The organism is Nocardioides sp. BE266, from assembly GCF_031457855.1.
In the GTDB taxonomy this organism is placed as follows: domain Bacteria; phylum Actinomycetota; class Actinomycetes; order Propionibacteriales; family Nocardioidaceae; genus Nocardioides.
The window spans coordinates 349,256-370,286 of record NZ_JAURTI010000001.1; the positions used below are offsets into that span (position 1 = coordinate 349,256).

Below are 21,031 nucleotides of genomic sequence, written 5' to 3' on the forward strand. Positions count from 1 at the left end.
ACACCCCATCACGAACCACCGACACGGGTTCGGCGCCTAGCCGAGCCGTTCGAGCTGCCGGAGGTCGTGCTCGTCCTGGGGCCGGAGCTCGTAGCCCTGGTGGACCTCGCGCTGCAGCTCCGCCGTTACGCACGGCACCAGACGCCCGTCGACCACGCCCAAGGTGAACACCTCGCGCGGATACGTGTACGTCGTCCCGTCCAGGCCCTGCTGCACGCCGTTTCCGTCATCGTCCATCACGACGGGGTGCAGGTCGACCCAACGCAGTCCTGCGGCCGCGACCTCCAGCCGTACGGGCAGCCAGTCGGTCTCCGGCCGGTAGCCCATCCGATCGAGCACGTCGCGTGCACGGTCGAAGTCCTCGGCGTCGACAAGGAGGTCGAGGTCCCGGTGCTCACGGGTCTGCTCGCCGACGAGCGCGTCGACGCCCCACCCGCCGGCGAGGCAGTGGCCGACATCGGCGGCGTCGAGCGCATCGAGCACCCGACGAACCTCCTGGGCGTCCATCACCGAACCATCATCACGCGGGACCGGGGTCGTGCAACGTCATGCGGACGGCGGAAACCCCTGGCCCCCGTCCGCATGACGTCCGGCGCGAGGTTCAGGACAGGTCGACGATCGCGGCGACCGGGCCGCCGCCCTCGGGGCCCTGGTGGGCGGCGGAGACCGACACGAAGACCGCGGGGTCGCCGGTGACGGCCGCGGTGACGCCGCCGACGCAGGACTTGATCTGGCGGTGCCAGTGCACGTCGGAGTCGTCGAGCATCGCGTTGCGGCGACCGCGGACCATGCCGTCCTGGCTGGCCTCGCACTTGAGGAAGACATTGACCAGCTTGCCGTCGAGGTCGCTGGTGCGCGGCCGCTCGGGCAGGTCGAGGCCGGCGGATCGGATGGCCTCCCAGATGCCGTCGGCGTCGAGCGCGTCCTTCATCACCGAGTGGCCGATGCGGTACTTGCCGCCGACGCCCGTGGCGTTGCCGACGACCACGATCTGGGCCTGGTCGAGCTCGACACCCGAGGAGCACGAGGCCACCGAGGAGTAGAGCTCGCGGTTGTGCATGACGTCGTCGTCGGTCGGCATCTCGATCTCGCCGAGGGCGACGGCGATGCCGAGGCCGGTGACGCCGTTGGAGAGGTCCATCGACTCGTGGGTGTGCTCGGTCCACACGGTCTTGCCGCGCGACTTGGCGTCGCGGATGGTGTGGATCGTCAGCAGCGGGGTCTTGGTCTGCACGTAGTGCACGTCGGCCGGGTCGGTGATGCCAGCGCGCTCCATGGCGACCTTCACGCCGGCGGCGACCTTCTCGATCATCGCGGTGTAGCCGATCTCCTCGGGCAGGATCGCCTCGCTCATCGCGAAGCCGGCGGTGAGCCGCAGCTCGTCACGCGACGGGTCGTCCTCGGGCACGTCGGTGGTGGCGAAGATCGTGGCGTGGGGGCTGATCACGCCGTCGGTGCCGCCGGACCACACGATCGGGATGCCCTTGACCTGCTCGGGGTCGGCGCCCTGGGCGACCAGGGCCTCGCGGAACGCCCGGTCGGCGATGATGCGGGTGTAGTCGTTGACGCCGCCGTTGCCCTCGGTCTTGCCGATGATCGCGAACACGCGGTCGGCCGCGATGGCGCCCTCGTCGATGAGCTTGGTCAGCTCGGAGGCGTCGGCGACGGAGTGGATCGGGACCTTGCGGACTTCAATGGCGCTGGGCATCTGGATTCCTTCCGGAGTGGGGTGGTCAGGCGGGTACGACGACGGTGCCGGCGTCTCCGGCGACCGCAGCGGTGATCTGGTCGAGGCTGGTGATGACGCCCCGCTTGCCGGTGGTCTCGACGAAGCGGCAGACGGCGTCGACCTTGGGGCCCATCGAGCCGGACGCGAAGTGGCCCTCGGCGGCGTACGCGCGCAGCTGGTCGACGGTGACCGTGCCGAGCGGCTCGGCGTCGGGGGTGCCCCAGCGGATGACGGCGTTGGGCACGTCGGTGGCGATGACGAGCACGTCGGCGTCGGTGGTGCGGGCCAGGAGGGCCGCACCGAGGTCCTTGTCGATGACGGCCTCGACGCCGGTCAGCGACCCGTCGGGGCGGCGTACGTGCGGGATGCCGCCACCGCCACCGGCGACCACCACGAAACCGGCCTCGATCAGCGCGAGCGCGGCAGGTGCGTCGAGGATCTCCAGCGGCTCGGGCGAGGCGACGACGCGGCGCCAGCCCTTCTCGCCGCGGTCCTCCCAGGTCTCGCCGTGGTCGACCAGCAGCCGGGCCTCGGCCTCGGGCAGGTGTCGCCCGATCGGCTTGGTGGGGCGGGTGAACCCCTCGTCGTCGGCGTCGACCAGCGTGCGGGTGACCAGCGCGGCGCTGCGACGATCGACGCCGCGGAGGGCCAGCTCGTGGTCGAGCGCGTCCATCAACACGTTGCCGAGGGTCGCCTGCGTCTGGGCGCCGCACCAGTCCAGCGGGACGGGGGGTACGACGGCCGCGGCGAGCTCGTTCTTCACGAGGAGGTTGCCGACCTGGGGACCGTTGCCATGGGTGATGACGACGTCGTGGTCGTGCTCCAGCAGACCGGCGACCGCGGCCATCGCGACCTGCGCCGCGGCGATCTGGTCCTCGGGACGGGCCCGGCCGTCGGCGTTCGTCATGGCGTTTCCGCCGAGTGCGAGCAGGACCCTCATGGACGCAACCGTAGTGATCCACACCACCCGCACCACCGGCACGATCGGCCAACGAACGCCGCCGTTGTTGGCAACGTGTGCCAACAGCGTCGCTATCGCCCGCCAGCCAGCCGCAGCGTCGTACCGGTGACGTAGGAGGCCTCGCCCGACATCAGCCAGGCCACGGCGGCGGCGACCTCCTCGACCTGCCCGGCGCGGCCGAGGGGCACGAGCGGGCCCACCCGCTCGACCCGTCCGGGCTCGCCCGCGTCGGCGTGGATGGTGGTGTCGATGATCCCGGGCGCGACCCCGACCACGCGGATGCCGTCGCCGGCGACCTCCTGGGCGAGGCCGAGGGTGAGCGCGTCGACGCCGGCCTTGGCGGCGGCGTACTGGACGTACTCCCCCGGCGAGCCCAGGGTCGCGGCGCCCGAGCTGATGTTCACGAGGACTCCCCCGTCGCCGCCACGGGAGGGCGCCATCGCGAGCACCGCCGCGCGGGCCACCAGCACGGCCGCGGTGAGGTTGAGGTCGATCGTCGCGCGGACCACGTCGGGCGTGGTGTCCGCCAGGCGGCCGAGGTGCAGGGTGGCGCCCGCGTTGTTGACGACGCCCGTCAGCCGACCGGCAGCAGTGAACAGCCTGTCGATGCCGGCGTCCGACGTGAGGTCGGCGCGCACGGTCGAGCAGTCCACCCCGAGGTCGCGACACTGGGCTTGCGTGGCCGCCGCGGCCGACTCGTCGCGGGCGTAGCCCAGCACGAGGTCGTGCCCGTCGGCGGCGAGCCGGAGCGCGACGGCCGCGCCGATGCCGCGGGTGCCGCCGGTGACGAGGGTGCGCATGGGGACTGTCTACCGCAGGAGCGCACGGCCCGCGTCAGGCGAGCGCGAAGTAGCGGAGGTAGACGTAGACCCACGCGACGAGCAAGGTCGCGACGGTCACCACGACGCCGTACTTGGTGAAGCCCCAGAAGCTGATCGGCTCCCCCGCCTTGGCGGCGATGCCGAGCACCACGACGTTGGCGCCCGCCGCCACCGCGGTCGCGTTGCCCCCGAGGTCGGCGCCGAACACGAAGGCCCACCAGAGCGGGCTGTCGGCCCCACTGGCGGCCGTGCTGCCGACCATCTCCTCGACCACCGGCACGGTCGCGGTCGTGTAGGGGATGTTGTCGACGAAGGCGCCGATGATGCCCGAGCCGAAGAGCAGTGCGGTGGCACCGAGCAGCTCGCGATCCCCCATCGCCTCCGCCGCCCACTCGCTGATCGCGCCGATGATGCCGACCTGCACGAGGGCCCCGACGAGCACGAAGAGCGCCATGAAGAAGGCGAGGGTGTCCCACTCCACTTCCTCGAGGAACTCCTCGGGCTCGGTGCGGGAGACGAGCACGGTCGCACCGGCCCCCATCATCGCGACCACCGAGGGGTCGAGGTGGAGCACCGTGTGGAGGCTGAAGGCGATCATCACGAGGAACAGCACGACGAGCGAGCGGCGCAGCATCCGGACGTTCGTGATCGCGTCGGCGGGGCGCAGGTCGTCGAGGCCGTGCACGTCGCCCATCTGCTGGAGGTCCTTGCGGAAGAGCCAGCGCGCCATCACCACGAAGAGCACGAGCAGGATGATCGTGAGCGGCAGCGAGTGCACGAGGAAGTCGTCGAAGCTCAGCCCCGCGCGGCTGCCGATGATGATGTTGGGCGGGTCACCGATGAGGGTCGACATCCCGCCGATGTTGGAGGCGAGGATGAGCGAGATGAGGTACGGCGCCGACGGCAGGTCGAGCCTGCGGCAGACCGACAGCGTGACCGGGGCGACCAGCAGCACGCAGGTGACGTTGTCGAGGATCGGCGCCACCGCGGCGCCGACGAGGACGAGCAGCACCAGCAGCTTGTAGGGGTGCCCGCCGGACTTCTTGGCCGCCCACAGCGCGAGGAACTCGAAGAGCCCGGTCTGCTTGAGCACACCGACGATGATCATCATCCCGAAGAGTAGGAAGATGACGTTCCAGTCGACGCCGGTGTGCTCCTCGAAGAACGCGGTCTCGGCGTCGACGAGGCCGATGACGACCATGCCGGCGACACCGCCGAGGGCGGCGGCGACGCGGTGCACACGCTCGGTCGCGATGAGGGCATAGCTGACGATGAAGACCGCCAGGGCGGCGGAGGTGAGGATCACGCGGCCCACCCCGCGAGGCGGCCGTAGCGGCTGATCGACCGGAGCCGCTCCTCGACCAAGGTGACCTGCCCGAGGGCGGCGACGACGAGCACCTGGTCGCCGGTGCGCAGCACGTCGCGCGCCTCGGGGACGATGACCTGCGTGCCGCGGGTGACCAGCGAGACGCCCGAGCCGTCCGGCAGCCGGAGCTCACCGATCTCGACCCCGGACAGCCGCGAGCCCGGCTCGACCTCGAACCGCAGCATCACCGCGTCGAGCCGGTCGAGCGAGGCGAACCCGATGGAGACCTTGTGCACGAAGCTGCCCTTCTCCTGCCAGCGCGGCTGGCGGCCGCGGCCGATCGCCAGCCCGATCGCGAAGCCGATCGCCGAGGCGAGCAGGGCGACCGAGACGGCCACCTCGAGGAGGTACGGCGTGCTCACGCGGCGCCACCGGTGAGGCGCGCCTCGACCTCGGTGACGGCGAGGGCGGTCGCGACCGCGCCCGCAGGCAGCCGACGGGTGACCTGCTCGGGCCATGCGACCTCGAGCGACTGCAGCTCGTCGACCAGCGTGCCCACCTCGAGCCGCTCGACCGCCGTGCCGACGGTCTCCTCGGCGACGCGCGCGGCGTCAGCGGCCGGCACGTAGCGCGAGCCCGGTCGGACGCTGTGGACCTCCATGGTCAGGTCGGCCAGCGCGACCACGTCGACGCCGTCGCGGGTGCGCGAGCGCACCACCAGCGGGAGCACCTGCGGCCCCGTGGGCACCGGCTCGAAGCGTTCGAGGCCCGGCCAGCGGGCGACGGGGCCGTTGCCCCGGGCCCGCACGACCCGGCCACCGCGCACGACCAGCACCAGCTCGCCCGGGCCGACTCGTCGTACGCAGGCGAAGGTGACGAACAACAGCCCCGGGCCGACGATGACGAGCCACACGACCCACGCGACACCGGTCGGGTCGGTGGTGGTGTTCTCGTCCGGCGGGGGCATGCCTCGAGTCTTCGGAGTCCGGGCGCCCGATCACATGGGGCCCTGACCCCATCTGGCGACGTGCGCGCGGGTGGGAGGCTGGGCGCATGCGCCTGCCCAGCCACCTGCCGTTGTTCTGGACGGTCTGCCTGATCAACGGCGTGGTCTTCGTGGTCGGGGCCCTGGTGCTGGTGTTCTCGCCGGCGAGCGTGTCGGCCGACCCGGTGCCGTCGGAGCTCGTGGTCATCGGCCTCGGGCTGGTCGTGATGATCCTGACCAACGCGCTGCTGATCCGCTGGGCGCTGGCTCCGCTGCAGCGGCTGATCACCCGGCTCGAGGGCATCGACAACCTCGCCCCGACGCGTCTTCCCGAGGAGGGCTCGGGCCCGGTGCGCGGCATCGCGGAGAGCGTCAACGGGCTGATGCTCCGGCTCGCCGAGGAACGCCGTGCCGGGGACGCGCGCGCGTTGTCGGCGCAGGAGGCCGAGCGGCACCGCATCGCCCAGGAGCTCCACGACGAGGTCGGCCAGAGCCTCACCGTCGTGCTGCTCGGGCTCAAGCAGGTCGAGTCGCAGGCGCCCGCCTCGCTCGTGCCCGAGCTGGCGGCCGTGCGGGAGAGTGCCCGCGCCGGCCTCGACGACGTACGACGGGTGGCGCGGCGGCTGCGTCCCGGCGTGCTGGAGGACCTCGGGCTGGCGAGCGCGCTGGCCGCGCTGGCGACCGACTTCGCCGACCACAGTGCGGCGTCCGTACGGCGGTCGTTCGCGCCGGGGCTGCCGCCGCTGAGCGCCGAGGCCGAGGTCGTGGTCTACCGCGTCGCCCAGGAGGCGCTGACCAACGCCGCACGGCACGCCGACGCGCAGGAGGTCGAGCTGTCGCTCCAGAAGCTCGGCGACAGCGTCGTGCTGGAGGTGCGCGACGACGGGCGTGGCTTCGACGGGCTCGCCGAGGGGTCCGGGCTGATGGGCATGCGCGAGCGCGCGGCCCTGGTGCGCGCCGAGCTGTCGGTGATCAGCCGGCCTCGGCACGGTACGACGGTGCGCCTCAAGGTGCCGGTGGGAGTCGAGTCGTGATCCGGATCCTGCTGGCCGACGACCACACCCTCGTCCGCCGCGGCGTGCGGCTGATCCTCGAGCAGGAGGCTGACCTGTCGGTCGTCGCGGAGGCGGCCGACGGCGCCGAGGCGGTGCAGCGCGTGCGCGACACCCAGGTCGACCTCGTCGTGCTCGACATCGCGATGCCGCGGATGACCGGGCTGCAGGCCGCCGCCGAGATCGCCCAGCGTCGCGACCCGCCCAAGATCCTGATGCTCTCCATGCACGACAACGAGCAGTACTTCTTCGGCGCCCTCAAGGCCGGTGCCAGCGGATACGTCCTCAAGTCCGTGGCCGACGAGGACCTCGTCGGAGCCTGCCGCTCGGCGATGCGCGGCGAGACGTTCCTCTACCCCGGCGCCGAGAGCACGCTCGTGCGCGACTACCTCGACCGGCTCCGCCGCGGCGAGCGGGTGCCGACGTCGGTGCTCACCGCGCGCGAGGACCAGGTGATCAAGCTGATCGCCGAGGGCCGCTCGTCGCGCGAGATCGCCCGTGACCTCCACATCGCGCTCAAGACGGTCGAGGGACACCGGGCCAACATCCTCGGCAAGCTCGGGATGCGGGACCGCGTCGAGCTGACGAGGTACGCCATCCGGGCGGGGCTGATCGAGCCCTAGCTCGCTCTCCGATGAACTTCCACGCACTCGGGTGGAAGTTCAGGGCGCGCAGGCGGGGGCTGAGCGTGGACCCCGATGAACTTCCACGCACTCGGGTGGAAGTCCATCGCACGCAGACGGAGGCTGAGCGTGGACCCCGATGAACTTCCACGCGCTCGGGCGGAAGTTCAGGGCGCGCAGCGGTGGCTGAGCGTGGACCCGGATGAACTTCCACGCACTCGGGTGGAAATTCATCAGGCGGGTGACAGCGGCAGGTTCCACCAGGTGTCGAGCCGCGCGACCGCGGGCGTCGTACGTCCCCCGCGGAGCACGCGCGCGAGCCGCAGGAGGTACGCCGAGATGCCGGCGACGCCCTGCATCCAGCCGACGCCCGGCGGGAGCAGCGGATCCTCGTTGCGGTGCTCGGTGAAGCGCCAGGTCGCCCGGTCACCGTCGACCAGCGCGCGGCTGACGATCGCGTCGCCGAGCACCTGCGCGAAGGCGAGGTCGTCCTCGACCCCGCGGCGCTGCCAGGCGTCGAGGAACACGTCGCCGGCGCCGGCGGTGCCGCAGCAGCGGCCGTCGTTGTCCCAGAAGCCCGGGTGGAGGCGCTCGGGGATCCCGGAGGTGCGCACGCTGTGGAGGCAGCGGCGCTGCCACTGGGCCGGGGACTCCCCCGCGACCTCCTCGATGCCGGCGTGCTCGAGCGCGGTGAACGCCAGCGACGTGCCGGACGGGCCGTGGCACCAGGTGTAGGTGAACTCGTCCATGTCGGGCTGGCCCGGGAGGACGTGCGGGAGGCGGAACCCGCCGCCACTGGTGTCGCCCATGGTGACCAGGTGCTCGGCGCCGCGGCGGGCCGCCTCGACGAGGTCGGGGCGCCCGAGCTCGGCCCCGGCGATGGCGAGGGCGCCCGCGATGCCGGCCAGGCCGTGCGACCAGTTGGGCATCTGGCGCTCGCGCCGCGCGGGCGGCTGGTCCACGGTGAAGCGGCGCGGGACGAAGTACCAGTTGGTGCCGGCCTCGGTCGGCTCCCCCTCGGCCAGCAGGATGTCGGCGGCCGTGCGGGCCAGCTCAGCGGCGCCGGGCGTGCCGAGTCGGTGCGCCCAGACCGCCCCCAGCACGATGCCCGCCGTGCCGAGGGTCATGTCGTTGATGCGGCTGTGCTCCGGGGCGTCCGGCCCCAGGAACGGTTGGTCCCACCCGTCGTCCTGGCGGAGCTCGACGAGCCGCGCGACCACCCCGTCCGCGCCGTCCGACCCGAGGGCCGAGAGCACACCGAGGTCGCTGACCAGGCCGTCGAAGTAGGTGTAGTGCGACCGGCCACCCAGGTCGCGGCGGATCCGCGTGGCGATCCCGTCGGCGAGCGCCGTCTCCTCGTCGGTCCACGGCCGGGCCTCGCGGATCTCGGCCAGCACGTGCGCGAGGCCGCCGATGCCGCTGTGCATGTTGTCGCGGTCGTCCGGCGGCCCGCCGGCGCCATCGTCACCGCCCGGGGCAACCGACTCGGGGATCCACGGCCCGTCGTCCCACCGGACCTGGTCGAGCACCCACCGCCAGCCGGCCTCACCGAGGTCGGCGTACGTCTCGGGCGTGGTCACCCCACGATCATGGCACCAGCGACGCGAGCACGCGGGTGCCGACCGGCAGCCCGTGGTCGTCGTAGTAGGCGAACATCGCGCCCAGCCACGGGTGCGTGCCCGGGTCGGGCACCTGTCGCACCTCCACACCGGCCTCGGACGCCAGCTCGCGCACGGTCGCGACGCGGGTGGCGAGCTCGTACGTCGCCCCGACGTGGCCCGGCTGCGTCAGGACGACCGCCGCCGCACGCCCGAGGTCGGCGAGGTCGAGGAAGCCGAACGGGACGTCCGGCGAGTAGGGCAGGTCGACCGGCCCGGTGAGGTCGAGGTTCTGGAGGTAGGCGCCGGGCTGGAGGATCGTCCACTCGAGCCCGCTGCGACGGACGAGGTCCTCGCTGACGGCCTTGCCGAGGTGGTGCGGCATCGCGGGCGCGTAGGGCGAGGCGACCGAGTGGTAGACCACGCGCCCGACTCCCGACGCCGTCAGGGCGGCGAGCACGGAGGCGACGTAGGCCGGCTCGTCGGGGTGCAGGTTCGGCGCGATGACGTACGCCGACTCGCACCCGCGCACCGCTGCCGCCAGGCCGGGCCAGTCGGCCCGACCCAGCGGCAGCGCACCCACGCCCTCGGCGGCCAGCGCGTCGCAGACGGCCCGCCCGGTCTTGCCGTGGCCTCCGATGACTGCGACGCGCCCCGCCATGCTCAGATCCGGTCGACCTCGGCGAACGCGGCGCCCTCGGCGAGCGAGGAGTAGCCCGGCCCGCGGTCGAAGAAGGCGTCGTCCTCCCGGCTCCACGCGGCCCGGCCCGCCCGCTCGGCGGCGGTGGCGTCGGCGTCGAAGCCCAGGTCGCCCGCGTCGGCCCCCGAACTGGAGAGCCCGGTGAGCACCACGCCGTAGTCGCGCAGCGCGGCCTCGGCCGAGACCTTGCGCCAGACCACGTCGCGCACGACGAGCTCGGGGTCGCGGGCCAGCGGGTCACCCCAGCCGCCGCCACCCGTCGTACGGATGCGGACGACCTGGCCGGCCTTGACCACCTCGGCGTCGGCGAGGGCGTCGACCTCGCGCTCGTCGGGGCCGCCCGGGTCGATGACGACCTGGAACGGCATCCCGGCCTTGCCGCCGCGCACGCCCCAGCAGGCCAGGATCGAGCGGTCGGCGATCGACATGAAGTGCGCGTCCTTGAGCATCCGGATGTGCTTCTCGTAGCCCAGGCCGCCGCGGTACTCCCCCGCGCCGCCGGAGTCCTGGGCCAGGCCCAGGCGCTCGACGATGAACGGGAAGCGCGACTCGGTGAACTCGGTCGGCAGGTTGCGCGAGTCGGGCACGACGTGGATGGTGTCCTCGCCGTCGGCGTAGTAGCGACCGCCGGAGCCGCCGCCGAGCACCTCGCGCATGAGGTAGTCGTTGCCCTCGAGGTCCTTGCCGTAGACGCCGGTGTAGCGGATCGTCTCCTGGTCGGCGGGCATCTTGCCGTCGACGGCCTTGGCCACCACGCCGGCGAGCACGCCGAGCAGCCGCAGGATGACGAACGTGCGGGCGTTGGTCGGTCCGGGGTGGATCGGGGTGAGCAGCGTGCCCTTCTCCGGGAAGCGCATCTCGATCAGCGGCACGATGCCCTCGTTGACGTCGAGCTCGGCCATCCGCTCCGGGGTGTCGGCGAGGTTGCGCAGGATCGGCGCGAGCCACTTCTTGAGGAAGTTGCCGCCGACGTAGTCGCCGCAGTGGTTGATCGGGCCCTTCGCCTGCGCGCTGGTGCCGGTGAAGTCGATGATCAGCCGCGGGCCGGCGGGGCGACCCATCTCCGGGTCCGCGGGGGCGTCGCTGACCTTGGTCAGGGTGATCCGCTGCGTGTGCAGCTGCGGCTCGTCGACGCCGTCGTGCTCGGCGTAGTCCTCCCAGACGTAGGTGCCGTCGGGGATCTTCGAGAGGATCTCGCGGCGGTAGGTCTCGGTCGTCGCGTCGAGGATCGCGTCGAACGACGCCTCGATCGCGTCACGGCCGTAGCGCTCGAACAGCTCGCCGAGCCGGCGCGCACCCATCAGGCAGGCCGAGCACTCGGCGTCGAGGTCGGCGGCGAGGCTGTCGGGCATGCGCGAGTTGCGGGTCATGATCCGCAGCGCCGACTTGTTCGGCACGCCGGCGTCCCACAGCTTGATCGGCGGGACGGCCAGCCCCTCCTCGTACACGGTCGTGGCGTTGCTGGGCATGGAGCCCGGCACCGCGCCGCCGATGTCGTCGTGGTGGCCGAAGGCCTGCACGAACGCGACGACCTCGCCGTCGTGGAAGACCGGGACGGTGACGCACAGGTCGGGCAGGTGGCCGATGCCGCCCTCGGACTCGTAGACGTCGTTGTGGAAGAAGACGTCGCCCTCGCGCATCTCCTCGATCGGGTAGTCGCGCACGATCGGGTGCACCAGCGCGCTGTAGGAGCGGCCGGTGAGCTTGCGCAGCTGGCGGTCGTGGATGCCGGCGCGGAAGTCGTGGGCGTCGCGGATCATCGGGCTGCGCGAGGTCCGGCCGATGGCGGTCTCGACCTCCATCTCGACGCTGGCCAGGGTGCCCTGGACGATCTCGACGAGGATCGGGTCGACGGTCGTGCCCTCGGCCGTGAGGCGCCCACCGTGCTCGTACGACGTGGGCAGGCCTGCCGGGTTGACGGGCTTCGCGGTGACGTACGACGGGTCGACCGTGGTGTCGAAGGTGGTCATCGGACGCCCTCCTTCCGGATCACGAGGTTGGCCCAGTCGTCGACCACGACCTCGAAGCCGGGGTGGACGGGGATGGTGGAGCCGAACTCCTCCACGATCGCGGGACCGCTGAAGGTGTCGCCCGCGCCGAGGTCGGGGCGCCAGATCACCGGGGTGTCGACGTAGCCCTGCGCCGCGTCGAAGCAGACCGGGCGACGGCCGCGAACGGCGCGTCCCTCGACGTCACCGTCGGCCTTGTCGAGGGTCTGGATCTCGGGGCGCGTGATCGGGCCGATGCCGGTGACGCGGAGGTTGACCCACTCGACCTGCTGGTCGCGGTCGCCGCGGAAGTCGTAGCCGTAGAGCTGGTGGTGCTCGGCGTGGAAGCTCTCCGCGACCTGGGCGACGTACGCCTCGTCGACGACGCCCTCGGGCGCGGACACCCGCACCTCGAAGGCCTGGCCGACGTAGCGCACGTCGATGGTGCGCTGGAAGCGGTGGTCGGCGGCGGCGAAGCCCTCCTTCTCGAGCGCCTCCCGGGCCCGGTCGGTCAGGTCGTCGAGGACCGCCTGCACGGCCGCGTGGTCGAGCGCGGACTCCTTGGCCACGTGGGTCTGGACGTAGTCGTTCTTCACGTCGACCGTCAGCAGGCCGAAGGCGCTCACGTTGCCCGGGTTGGGAGGTACGACGACTCCTGCGAGGTCGAGGATGTCGACGAGCCGGCAGGCCAGGAGCGAGCCGGAGCCGCCGAAGGTCGTCAGCATGAAGTCGCGCACGTCGAGGCCGCGCTTGACGCTCACCTGGCGCAGCGCGTTGGCCTGGTTCCAGGCGGAGATCTCCAGGATGCCGGTCGCGCAGGTCTCGAAGTCGAGGCCGAGCTTGCCGGCCAGGTCGGCGATGCCGGTGCGGGCCGCGTCGACGTCGAGCGGGATCTCGCCGCCGAGCAGGTGGGGAGGGATCCGGCCGAGGGTGACGTGGGCGTCGGTGATGGTCGGCTGGGTGCCGCCCTTGGCGTAGCAGAGCGGGCCCGGGTCGGCACCGGCCGAGTGGGGCCCGACCTTCAGGGTGCCCTCGGGCGAGAGCCACGCGATGGAGCCGCCGCCCGCGCCGACGGTGACGACGTCGATCATCGGGATCTTGCTCGGGTAGGCGCCGACGGTGCCCTCGGTGGTCAGCGTCGGCTCACCGTCGAGGACCACGGACACGTCGGTCGACGTGCCGCCGCCGTCGCAGGTGAGGATCTTCGGGAACCCGGCGACCTTGGCGATCAGGGCCGCACCGAGCGCGCCGGCGGCCGGGCCAGACAGCACGGTGGTGATCGGCTGGTGCACGACCTCATCGGCCGACAGCACGCCGCCGTTGGACTTCATCACGTAGAACGGGATGACGTTGCCGGTGAAGTTCACCAGCCGGTCGGAGATGTTGGTGACGTAGCGGCTGACGTTGGGCTTCACCGCCGCGTCGACCAGCGTCGTCATCGAGCGCTCGTACTCGCGGTACTCGCGGAGCACCTCGCTGGAGATCGACACGATCGCGTCGGGGTGCTCGCGGCGCAGGATGTCGCGCATCCGTAGCTCGTGCTCGTCGTTGGCGTAGGCGTGGAGCAGGCAGACGCCGATCGTGGTGATCCCCTGGTCCTTGAACCACCGGGCCGCGGCCACGGCGGCATCCTCGTCGAACGGCCGGATCTCGGCCCCGGTGAAGTCGAGGCGGCCGCCCACGGTGCGGACCCGGTCGGCCGGCACGATGCGATCGGGCTTCACCCAGAAGTACGAGTTGCCGTAGCCGTCGGGCACGGACTGGCGGGCGATCTCGAGCATGAACTCGTAGCCCTCGGTGGTGATGAAGCCGAGCGCCTCGACCTTGCCCTCGAGCAGCTTGTTGGTCGCCACCGTCGTGCCGTGCGAGACGGCGGTGATGTCGCTGCCGTCGGCCTCGACGATGCCGAGGATCTTCTCGATGCCGGCGATGAAGCCGTCGGCCGGGTTGCCCGGCGTGCTCGGGGTCTTGGTGGTGACCAGCTCCCCCGAGTCCTCGTCGAAGGCGACCACGTCCGTGAACGTGCCTCCGGTGTCGATGCCGATCCTGATCCGCCGCTGCGTCATGGGGTCGATTCAACTGGGAGGCCGTGGCGACCACCACGGCAGAGATTGCCGACGAAACAGCGATTCATCGGCAAGACCTGTGACGAGCTGGCACCTGGGCCGAAATAGGTGAAGGGCCCTCGTCGGTATGAGCGACAAGGGCCCTTCGGGCGATGTGCAGGTCGCCGAAGCGTCCAGCTCATCTGGGTGACCGGTCGTGGTGATGCTCCCGGTCGATCACTCCCTCGGTCCGGTCCCAGCCACCGCATCACCCGGTGCCTGCGACGATCCCCGGCGAACCGGTTCCCGTCGTGTGGACCCTCCTTCCGGAGCCATCCCGCCTCCCCTTGCGGGGCTGCGTAGGGAGAGTTCTATGCCCCGCGCCGGGGGGTCCGCAAGGGGTTCGGCGAAGCTTTTTTCACATACTTCGGGTTCCGGCGCGTCGTCCCCAGACGGACCACTTCCATCCCCAAGGAGTCAGGGTTTCCCCACACGTTCCTGCACAGCTCTCTGCACAGGCACGCGCACCCGCTCACCCTCGTCACCGCCCTCGTCACCGCCGTCGTCACCGCCCTCGTCACCCTCGCCGTCGAGGATGCGCGCCAGCACCTGGTCGAGGGTCAGCCGGGCGCCCTCGTCGCGCAGCTCCTCGAACCGGTCGTCGCCCAGGCTCGCCCGCAGCAGCATCACGACGCGCGCGTGCTCCGGTACGTCGCCGGGGTGCCTGCGGGCGCCGAGCACCCGCAGCGCCTCGTCGCCGGCCCCGACCAGCACGGCACCGAGCTCGGATCGCCCCAGGGCGTGCTCGGGCCCGGCCAGCTGCGAGACCGTCCACGCCGCCATCAGCCGCCGGCCCTGAGCCCAGCAGATCCGCAGGGCGCGGTGGGTGAGCCGACGGGCCTCCTCGTGCTCGCCGCGGTGCTCGGCGACGTAGCTGAGGTTGGAGAGGAACACGGCCACGTACATCTCGTCGCCGAGGGTGCCGGAGATCTGCAGGCCCTCCTCGTAGGCCTCGCGCGCCAGGTCGTCGAGGCCGGCCACGCGGGTCAGCTCGCCCCGGACGTTGAGCACCTGCGCGACCAGCGCCGGGCTGCCCGTCGTACGACCCAGCGCCAGCGCCTCGTCGTTCATCTGCATCGACAGCTCGACGTGCCCCACGTCGCCGATGTAGGTCGCCGAGGTGACCGCCAGCCCGTAGGCCACCAGGCGGGTCTCCCCCAGGCCGCGGAACAGCTCTGTCGCGAGCTCCCAGTGAGCGCGCGCCTCGGGCCGGCTCGACGGGTACGCCATGAAGCCCGCGGCGAGGTGGATCCGCGCCGACACGTAGGGGTCGAGCCGGTCCTCCACCGCGAGCATCTCGTCGATCCAGCGCAGGCCCTCGGCGTGGTTGCCCTCGAGGAACCAGTAGGCACCCAGTGACGCGGTGATGCTTGCCGTCAGCGGTACGTCGTCGGCGCGCGCCGCCCAGCTGTGGGCCGCGCGCACCTCCTGGAGCATCTCGCCGATGTCGTCGAGCCAGCGGTAGGTCGCGTCGGTCCAGCGCCGTTCGTAGAGGTCGTCGAGCCACGACGAGAAGTACGACGCATGCGCCGCCCGCGCGACCTCCGCGTCGCCCGCGGCCTCCCGGGCCGCGTGCTCCCGCACCAGCGAGAGCATCCCGAAGCGCGGCTCGTTGTGGCGACCGGTCGTGCGGCGGATCAGGCTGTGGTCGACCAGGACGCTCAGCGGGTCGACCACGTCGCCGTCGGCCCACACCGCCTCGACGGCCTCCAGCGGCACGCACACGGTGAACACCGAGAACCGGGAGAACAGCCGCTGCTCGGCCGGACCGAGCAGCTGCAGGCTCCAGTCGATCATCGCCGGGATGGTCTGCTGCCGGTCGGGCAGGTCGCGGCTCGTGGCCGCCGCGGAGCCCAGTCGGCTGGTCAGCCGCTCGCGCAGCAGCGGCGGCGAGAGAGTGCGGAGGTGACCGCCTGCGATCTCGATGGCGAGCGGCAGGCCGTCCACCGCCCGGCAGATCGCGGCGACGTCGTCGGCGTGCTGGTCCAGCCGGACGTGCGGATCGACCGCGGTCGCGACCTGCTCGAACAGCGCGACGGCGTCGGCCAGCCCCTCGGCGTCGTTCTCCCCGCGCCGGCCGAGCGGGTGCACCTCGTAGACCCGCTCCCCCGCGACCCGCAGCCGCGCCCGGCTGGTCACCAGGATTCGGAGGTCGGCCGACCACTGGAGCATCCGCGGCACGAGGTCGGCGGCCTCCACGACGTGCTCGAAGTTGTCGAGGACGAGCAGCATCGACTGGCCCCGCAACGCTTCCTCGAGCATCTGCACCACGTTGGCGTTGTCGCCGGACCGGACGCCGAGCTCGCTGACGGTTAGCTCGGCGACGAGGCCGGCGTCCTCGACCTTGGTGAGGTCGACGTAGCAGGTGCGCAGGCCGGTCTCCTCGGCCCACTCGTGCGCCACTTCGGCGGCCAGCCGCGTCTTGCCGACCCCGCCGATGCCGAGCAGGGTCACCAACCTGTGGTCGTCGAGCAGCGAGAGCGCCGCGGTCACGTCGCGCCTGCGCCCGATGGTGGGCGTGGCCGGTCGGGGCACGCGGGTGGAGCCCGCTCCTGGCGCCAGGATCGACGGCTCGACCGCGGGCATCGCCTGCGCCCGCGCGTGCAGGGCCCGCGCCGCCGGGCCGGGCAGTGCACCGAGCTCGTTGCGCCAGAGCCGTGCCATCGACTCGAGCTGGCGCAGCGCCTGGGCGCGGTTGCCGGCCTCGACGTGCTCCTGCACGAGCCGCAGGTGCGCCTCCTCGTCGAGCGGCTCGGCGGCGACGAGGTCGGACCAGCGCCCCGCGGAGCGGAGCAGCTCGAGGTACGACACCCGCAGCCGCTCGCGCTCGGCGTCGGCCCACGGCTCGTAGAGGTCCTCGGGCAGCAGGTCGCCGCGGTAGAGGCCGATCGCCTCGTCCACCGAGGCCGGATCGCCCGAGGCCCGGTCGAACCGCTCGACGTCGACCACGACCTCGGCGTCGGGCAGCAACGTGACGACGTCGCCCGCGAGGACGACCGCCGACGGGACACCGACCGCCGTACGGGCGTAGTGGGCGGCCTTGTGCAGCCGGGGCGCCGCCTGCTCGAGCAGGAGGTCGGGCCACAGCAGGTCGACCACCTGCTCGCGCGGCAGCTGCCGTCCCGGGCGGAGTGCGAGCAGCTTGACGAGCGTGGCCGCGCTCCGGCGGCTCCACGCGTGCGCGGCGACGGCGCGGCCGTCGATGACGACCGCGAAACCTCCGAGGAGGTTGATGTCGACGTGCATCGCACCCTCCCAGCCACGAGCGATGCGACTCTACGCCCGGCGACGGCGCCCGATCGACGCCATTTTTGGGGTTCGACCCGGGTCCCGCCGCTCAGGCGGAGGGCCGGACGGCGGCGAGCTGCTCGAGGTGCTCGACCTCCTCGCCCATCGCGGCGCTGAGCCGCAGGAGCAGGGAACGGATGCCGGGGCCGTCCCAGTCGTAGGCCGCGACGCGCTCGGTGGTCTCGAACAGCTGCCGCGAGAGCCGGTCGCGGGTGGCCTCGTAGCGCGCCAGCGCCACCTCCTGCGCCACGTCGCCGCCATGCGCGGCGAGCACCTCTGTGGCGAGCAGCTCGGCGTCGCGGAGCGCGTCGGTGATGCCGTGGGAAGTGATCGGGTCCTTGAAGTAGCCGGCGTCCCCGACCAGCGCCCACCCGGGCCCGTAGGACCGGCGGGCGAAGCCGGGAACCCCGGCCCAGCCGCGCACCGCCGAGACCGGCCGGAGGTCACGCGCACGTACGACGGCCTCCGGGCCGGCAGCCTCGAGCAGGTCGTCGACCGCGCGGTCGACGCCCCGCCGACGCAGGCGCCGCATCCGGGCGGGCGTGGTGGAGACGAACAGGCAGGACGCCCCGTCGTTGGTCGGGATGACGCCGGCCGCGGCGCCGGTGCCGTACGTCCACTCGTAGGCGTCGGCGCCGGGGTCCTCGACGTACCGGTAGAGCACGGCGCTCGCGGTCCGCCCGCGCCACGTCGTCGCGGCGCCGACCTGCTCGGCGACGCGGGAACGGATGCCGTCGGCACCGATCGTCAGCCCGGCGGCGAGGTCGAGGCGGGCGCCGCCCTCCGTACGTCCGACGACGCCGGTCACGCGGCCAGTGGCGTCGCGATGCAGCGACGTCACGGTGACGCCGTGCAGGACGCGTGCGCCGGCCTCCTCCGCGGCCTCGACGAGGAGCCGGTCGAGGAGGTGCCGGCGCGGCGCGTAGAGCGCGTCCACGCCGGAGCGGGGCCGGATCGTCACGGCGACGTCCTCGCCGTCGGCGTGGTGGAACACGGTGCGCCGCACGGCCGGGGTGCCGGCGGCCGCGATGCCGTCGAGCACGCCCCAGCGGGAGAGCTGGAGCACCCCGGCGCGCATCAGGGCGTGCGTCGACAGGGTGTCGCTCCCCCGCCGTCCCCGCTCGACCAGCGCGACCGACAGACCGGCACGGGCCAGGAGCAGGGCGGTGGAGGCGCCGGCGACCCGGCCGCCGACCACGACGACGTCGACCCGGCCCGTTCCAGCCGTGCCGCTCATGCCGCCGGCTCCCGTCGACCCGCGCCGACCGGCTCCGGCGTCGCCGACCCGCTCGAGGCGAGCAGGTGGCCGACGATGGCGTGGGCGTCGTGGCGCGCGCCGTCGATGTAGCCGGAGTCGCGCCGGTGCTGGAACCGCTGCCCGACGACGTACACGCCCTCGGCCGGGGTCACCCCGCGGCGCTGCCGGATGGTGCCGTCGGCGTCGGTGATCGGCAGGCGCAGCCACGGGTGGTGCGGGCGGTAGCCGGCGGCGACGAGCACGGTGCCGATGCCCTCGGCACGCAGGTCGAGGCGCTCGGGCGCCGGCCCGACGGCGACGGGTCGCGGACGCGGCGCGTCCCACAGGTGGTGGCCCAGGCCGGCCCGGTCGACGAAGCGGTCGAGGCTGTCGAGGAAGCGGTGCAGGGCGGCGTCGGCCGCGCCGACGGTGCCGGCGAGGTCGTCGCGCAACCGCGCGGTGCGGCCCTCGATCGCCTCGACGCGGCCGACCAGCCGCACCCCGCGCGCCTGGAGGCGGCCGAGGTCGAGGTCCTGGGTCGCGCGCTCCGGGTCGTTGCGGCCGACGAGCTGCAGCGAGGTCTCGCCGCGCGCCGCGAGCGGGTCGGGCACGTCGTCGATGGTGCGGGCCAGGCGACCGGTGCTCTCCAGCCACCAGAAGATGTCGAGGCCGCGGTGGCGCCGCGGCATCCGGGTGTGGCGCCCCACTGCGATGGTGACGTCGCGGCCGGCGCGGCTGAGCTCGTCGGCGATCTGGAGGCCCGATGCCGAGGCGCCCACGACGAGCACGCCGCCGGCGGCGAGCCGGGCGGGGTTGCGGTAGTTGTTCGAGGTCAGCAGGTCGACGCGCGAGGTGTCGAGGCCGCCCAGCCCCGTCGGGACGTTCGGCGTCCCGTGCGGCCCCGTCGCGATGACGACGTGGCGGGCGTGCCAGGTGCCGCGGCTGGTGACGACGCGGTAGCGACGGGCCGGGCTCGCACCCGGGACGGCCGCCACCTCGTGCACGGTGGCGCCGTCGACGACGGGCGCGCCGAACGAGGCGGCGTACGCCTCGAGGTAGCCGACGAACGATCCGACGCTGAGGTAGCCGTCCGGGTCGCTGCCGGTGTAGCTCCACCCGGGGAGCCTGGTCATCCAGCTCGGCGTGAGCAGGTGCAGGGAGTCCCAGCGCTCGGTGCGCCAGCGGTTGGCGATGCGGCCGCGGTCGAGCACGACGTGCTCGCGGCCGGCGTCCGTGAGCAGCCTGCTCACGGCCAGGCCGGCGTGGCCGGCCCCCACGACGACGGTGTCGATGGTGGTCATCCAGATTTCCTTCCAGGGTGTCCCGCCAGAGCGGCCGGCCGGTGGGGGCCGGCCGACCGCTCAGTCAGGGGGTGACGGGCTAGGCGCCCGTCACGACTTCGATGGCGACGGGCGTCGGGTTGGTGAGCGCGTCGTAGACGGCCGACCGGCGCCGGGACTGCTCGACGATCTCGCGCAGGGTGGCGTCGTCGGCGTCGCCCTCGACGCGGAACGTGACCTTGATCTGCTCGTAGCCGTTGCGGACCGAGCCATCGGAGAGACCGAGGATCCCGAGCAGGTCGATGTCACCGGTGACCGTCGAGGACACGTGGGTGAGCTTCACCCCGCGGGCCGCCGCGACGTTGGCGATGCCGGAGGTCAGGCACGACGCGATCGCGTGGAGCAGGTACTCCACCGGGGTCGGGCCCACGTCGGTGCCGACCAGGACGGCCGGGTGGTCGGACTCGACCACGGTCTCCTGGGCGTGCTCCATCTCCTGCATCGCACCGTGGAACCCGGTGAAGCTGGACCGGCTGTGCGTGCCGGACACCCAGGTGTTGGCGGCCCGGAACTGGAACTTGGCGATCTCGGTGGTCTGCTTCACGGCGTCGCGGGTGGCGAAGAGCGTGGGGACGTCCACTCCGTTGAGGGGCGACTTCTCGGTGGTGATGGTGCTCATGCGGTGTTCTCCTGCTTCTGGTGGGCGGTGGCGGCGACCGACGGGTCGCGCCAGACGACGGCGGTGCCGTCGAGGACGACGACGTCGTCCTGGTTCGTGACGCTCGTGGCGAGCGTGGTGACCGGCTTGTCCTCGCGGGTCGCGAGGACGACAGCGGCGGCCGTGATGACGTCACCCGGGCGGACGGGCGCGAGGAAGCGCCACGACACCTCGAGGAAGACGCTTCCCGGTCCGGGAAGCTGCTCCGCGACGAGCGCGTTGAGCAGCCCGGACGTCACGCCGCCCTGCACGACGATCCCGCCGAAGCGGGAGCGTGCGGCGAGCTCGTCGTCGTAGTGGATCGGGTTGCGGTCACCGCTGATCTCGGTGAACAGCTCGATGTCACGTCGCGTGACGGTCCGGGTGAGCCGGGCCGTGGCGCCGACCTGGGTGGTGGTCATGGCGAGGAGGTTGTCGCGCCGACCTTCCGCGGGCCTTCCGCATTCCTTCCCTCGCGGGAAGGAGTCGAGGGAAGGCCGCCGGAAGGGCGTCGTCACACCCTCGGTGCCGTACACACGGAATCGATCAGGAGCACCTCATGCACCACGCACTCAACGTCACCCTCGCGAGCTCACGTGAACGCGAGCTCCGCACTGCCTCCCGCCGGCCCGAACGACTGATGGCCCGGTTGCTGGAGCTG

The 21,031-nt window shown here is 72.6% G+C and carries 18 protein-coding genes; 2 read left to right on the forward strand and 16 right to left on the reverse strand.

Features of this window, described 5'->3' with window-relative positions; translation table 11 throughout:
- Positions 1-36 precede the first annotated feature (36 nt).
- The 7 genes from J2X46_RS01720 to J2X46_RS01750 form a co-directional block, all read right to left on the reverse strand.
- Positions 37-507, reverse strand: a complete 471-nt coding sequence (locus J2X46_RS01720; RefSeq protein WP_310246118.1) for a nucleotidyltransferase domain-containing protein — start codon at positions 505-507, stop codon at positions 37-39.
- A 94-nt stretch (positions 508-601) separates the two neighbouring features.
- On the reverse strand, positions 602-1,708 hold the full coding sequence (locus J2X46_RS01725; RefSeq protein ID WP_310246121.1) for a ring-opening amidohydrolase: 1,107 nt from the start codon (positions 1,706-1,708) through the stop codon (positions 602-604).
- Positions 1,709-1,733: 25 nt separating this feature from the next.
- Positions 1,734-2,669, reverse strand: a complete 936-nt coding sequence (locus J2X46_RS01730; protein WP_310246123.1) for a carbamate kinase — start codon at positions 2,667-2,669, stop codon at positions 1,734-1,736.
- A 92-nt stretch (positions 2,670-2,761) separates the two neighbouring features.
- On the reverse strand, positions 2,762-3,490 hold the full coding sequence (locus J2X46_RS01735) for an SDR family oxidoreductase (protein ID WP_310246126.1): 729 nt from the start codon (positions 3,488-3,490) through the stop codon (positions 2,762-2,764).
- A gap of 34 nt (positions 3,491-3,524) precedes the next feature.
- On the reverse strand, positions 3,525-4,817 hold the full coding sequence (locus J2X46_RS01740) for an ArsB/NhaD family transporter (RefSeq protein ID WP_310246127.1): 1,293 nt from the start codon (positions 4,815-4,817) through the stop codon (positions 3,525-3,527).
- The gene (locus tag J2X46_RS01745; protein ID WP_310246129.1) at positions 4,814-5,239 is read right to left on the reverse strand and encodes a TrkA C-terminal domain-containing protein; all 426 of its coding nucleotides are present in this window, start codon (positions 5,237-5,239) and stop codon (positions 4,814-4,816) included. The genes J2X46_RS01740 and J2X46_RS01745 overlap by 4 nt, the downstream gene beginning before the upstream one ends.
- Positions 5,236-5,784 (reverse strand): SPFH domain-containing protein, encoded by a 549-nt coding sequence (locus J2X46_RS01750; protein WP_310246132.1) that lies wholly within the window; start codon positions 5,782-5,784, stop codon positions 5,236-5,238. The genes J2X46_RS01745 and J2X46_RS01750 overlap by 4 nt, the downstream gene beginning before the upstream one ends.
- An 86-nt stretch (positions 5,785-5,870) precedes the next feature.
- On the opposite strand from J2X46_RS01750, the gene J2X46_RS01755 reads away from it, so the two are divergent.
- Positions 5,871-6,836 (forward strand): sensor histidine kinase, encoded by a 966-nt coding sequence (locus J2X46_RS01755; protein ID WP_310246133.1) that lies wholly within the window; start codon positions 5,871-5,873, stop codon positions 6,834-6,836.
- The gene (locus tag J2X46_RS01760; RefSeq protein WP_310246134.1) at positions 6,833-7,477 is read left to right on the forward strand and encodes a response regulator transcription factor; all 645 of its coding nucleotides are present in this window, start codon (positions 6,833-6,835) and stop codon (positions 7,475-7,477) included. Before J2X46_RS01755 ends, J2X46_RS01760 begins: the two co-directional genes overlap by 4 nt.
- A gap of 233 nt (positions 7,478-7,710) precedes the next feature.
- Here the strand turns inward: J2X46_RS01760 and J2X46_RS01765 are convergent, their stop codons facing one another.
- The 9 genes from J2X46_RS01765 to J2X46_RS01805 form a co-directional block, all read right to left on the reverse strand.
- A complete protein-coding gene (locus J2X46_RS01765) occupies positions 7,711-9,057 on the reverse strand; it encodes a lanthionine synthetase LanC family protein (RefSeq protein ID WP_310246137.1) in 1,347 nt (448 codons plus the stop codon).
- A 7-nt stretch (positions 9,058-9,064) separates the two neighbouring features.
- Positions 9,065-9,736: an NAD(P)H-binding protein gene (locus J2X46_RS01770; RefSeq protein ID WP_310246139.1), complete on the reverse strand. Its 672-nt coding sequence runs from the start codon at positions 9,734-9,736 to the stop codon at positions 9,065-9,067.
- A 2-nt stretch (positions 9,737-9,738) separates the two neighbouring features.
- Positions 9,739-11,745 carry a hydantoinase B/oxoprolinase family protein gene (locus J2X46_RS01775; RefSeq protein ID WP_310246142.1) on the reverse strand — a complete coding sequence of 669 codons (2,007 nt, stop codon included), beginning with the start codon at positions 11,743-11,745 and terminating at the stop codon, positions 9,739-9,741.
- Positions 11,742-13,829 (reverse strand): hydantoinase/oxoprolinase family protein, encoded by a 2,088-nt coding sequence (locus tag J2X46_RS01780; RefSeq protein ID WP_310246144.1) that lies wholly within the window; start codon positions 13,827-13,829, stop codon positions 11,742-11,744. Before J2X46_RS01780 ends, J2X46_RS01775 begins: the two co-directional genes overlap by 4 nt.
- Positions 13,830-14,285: 456 nt before the next feature.
- Positions 14,286-17,114 (reverse strand): NB-ARC domain-containing protein, encoded by a 2,829-nt coding sequence (locus J2X46_RS01785; RefSeq protein ID WP_310246146.1) that lies wholly within the window; start codon positions 17,112-17,114, stop codon positions 14,286-14,288.
- Positions 17,115-17,205: 91 nt separating this feature from the next.
- Complete coding sequence (locus tag J2X46_RS01790) at positions 17,206-18,393, reverse strand: NAD(P)/FAD-dependent oxidoreductase (protein ID WP_310246149.1); 1,188 nt, start codon at positions 18,391-18,393, stop codon at positions 17,206-17,208.
- A complete protein-coding gene (locus J2X46_RS01795) occupies positions 18,390-19,694 on the reverse strand; it encodes an NAD(P)/FAD-dependent oxidoreductase (protein WP_310246150.1) in 1,305 nt (434 codons plus the stop codon). The genes J2X46_RS01790 and J2X46_RS01795 overlap by 4 nt, the downstream gene beginning before the upstream one ends.
- 79 nt (positions 19,695-19,773) lie before the next feature.
- On the reverse strand, positions 19,774-20,352 hold the full coding sequence (locus J2X46_RS01800) for an OsmC family protein (RefSeq protein WP_310246153.1): 579 nt from the start codon (positions 20,350-20,352) through the stop codon (positions 19,774-19,776).
- Positions 20,349-20,792 carry a MaoC family dehydratase gene (locus tag J2X46_RS01805; protein WP_310246156.1) on the reverse strand — a complete coding sequence of 148 codons (444 nt, stop codon included), beginning with the start codon at positions 20,790-20,792 and terminating at the stop codon, positions 20,349-20,351. The genes J2X46_RS01800 and J2X46_RS01805 overlap by 4 nt, the downstream gene beginning before the upstream one ends.
- Positions 20,793-21,031: the final 239 nt, after the last annotated feature.

Bases quoted from the DNA above. Each gene is read 5' to 3' on its own strand.
- J2X46_RS01720 (WP_310246118.1), bottom strand. From the start codon at position 507: ATGGACGCCCAGGAGGTTCGTCGGGTGCTCGATGCGCTCGACGCCGCC.
- J2X46_RS01725 (WP_310246121.1), bottom strand. From the start codon at position 1,708: ATGCCCAGCGCCATTGAAGTCCGCAAGGTCCCGATCCACTCCGTCGCC.
- J2X46_RS01730 (WP_310246123.1), bottom strand. From the start codon at position 2,669: ATGAGGGTCCTGCTCGCACTCGGCGGAAACGCCATGACGAACGCCGAC.
- J2X46_RS01735 (WP_310246126.1), bottom strand. From the start codon at position 3,490: ATGCGCACCCTCGTCACCGGCGGCACCCGCGGCATCGGCGCGGCCGTC.
- J2X46_RS01750 (WP_310246132.1), bottom strand. From the start codon at position 5,784: ATGCCCCCGCCGGACGAGAACACCACCACCGACCCGACCGGTGTCGCG.
- J2X46_RS01755 (WP_310246133.1), top strand. From the start codon at position 5,871: ATGCGCCTGCCCAGCCACCTGCCGTTGTTCTGGACGGTCTGCCTGATC.
- J2X46_RS01770 (WP_310246139.1), bottom strand. From the start codon at position 9,736: ATGGCGGGGCGCGTCGCAGTCATCGGAGGCCACGGCAAGACCGGGCGG.
- J2X46_RS01775 (WP_310246142.1), bottom strand. From the start codon at position 11,745: ATGACCACCTTCGACACCACGGTCGACCCGTCGTACGTCACCGCGAAG.
- J2X46_RS01780 (WP_310246144.1), bottom strand. From the start codon at position 13,829: ATGACGCAGCGGCGGATCAGGATCGGCATCGACACCGGAGGCACGTTC.
- J2X46_RS01785 (WP_310246146.1), bottom strand. From the start codon at position 17,114: ATGCACGTCGACATCAACCTCCTCGGAGGTTTCGCGGTCGTCATCGAC.
- J2X46_RS01790 (WP_310246149.1), bottom strand. From the start codon at position 18,393: ATGAGCGGCACGGCTGGAACGGGCCGGGTCGACGTCGTCGTGGTCGGC.
- J2X46_RS01795 (WP_310246150.1), bottom strand. From the start codon at position 19,694: ATGACCACCATCGACACCGTCGTCGTGGGGGCCGGCCACGCCGGCCTG.
- J2X46_RS01800 (WP_310246153.1), bottom strand. From the start codon at position 20,352: ATGAGCACCATCACCACCGAGAAGTCGCCCCTCAACGGAGTGGACGTC.
- J2X46_RS01805 (WP_310246156.1), bottom strand. From the start codon at position 20,792: ATGACCACCACCCAGGTCGGCGCCACGGCCCGGCTCACCCGGACCGTC.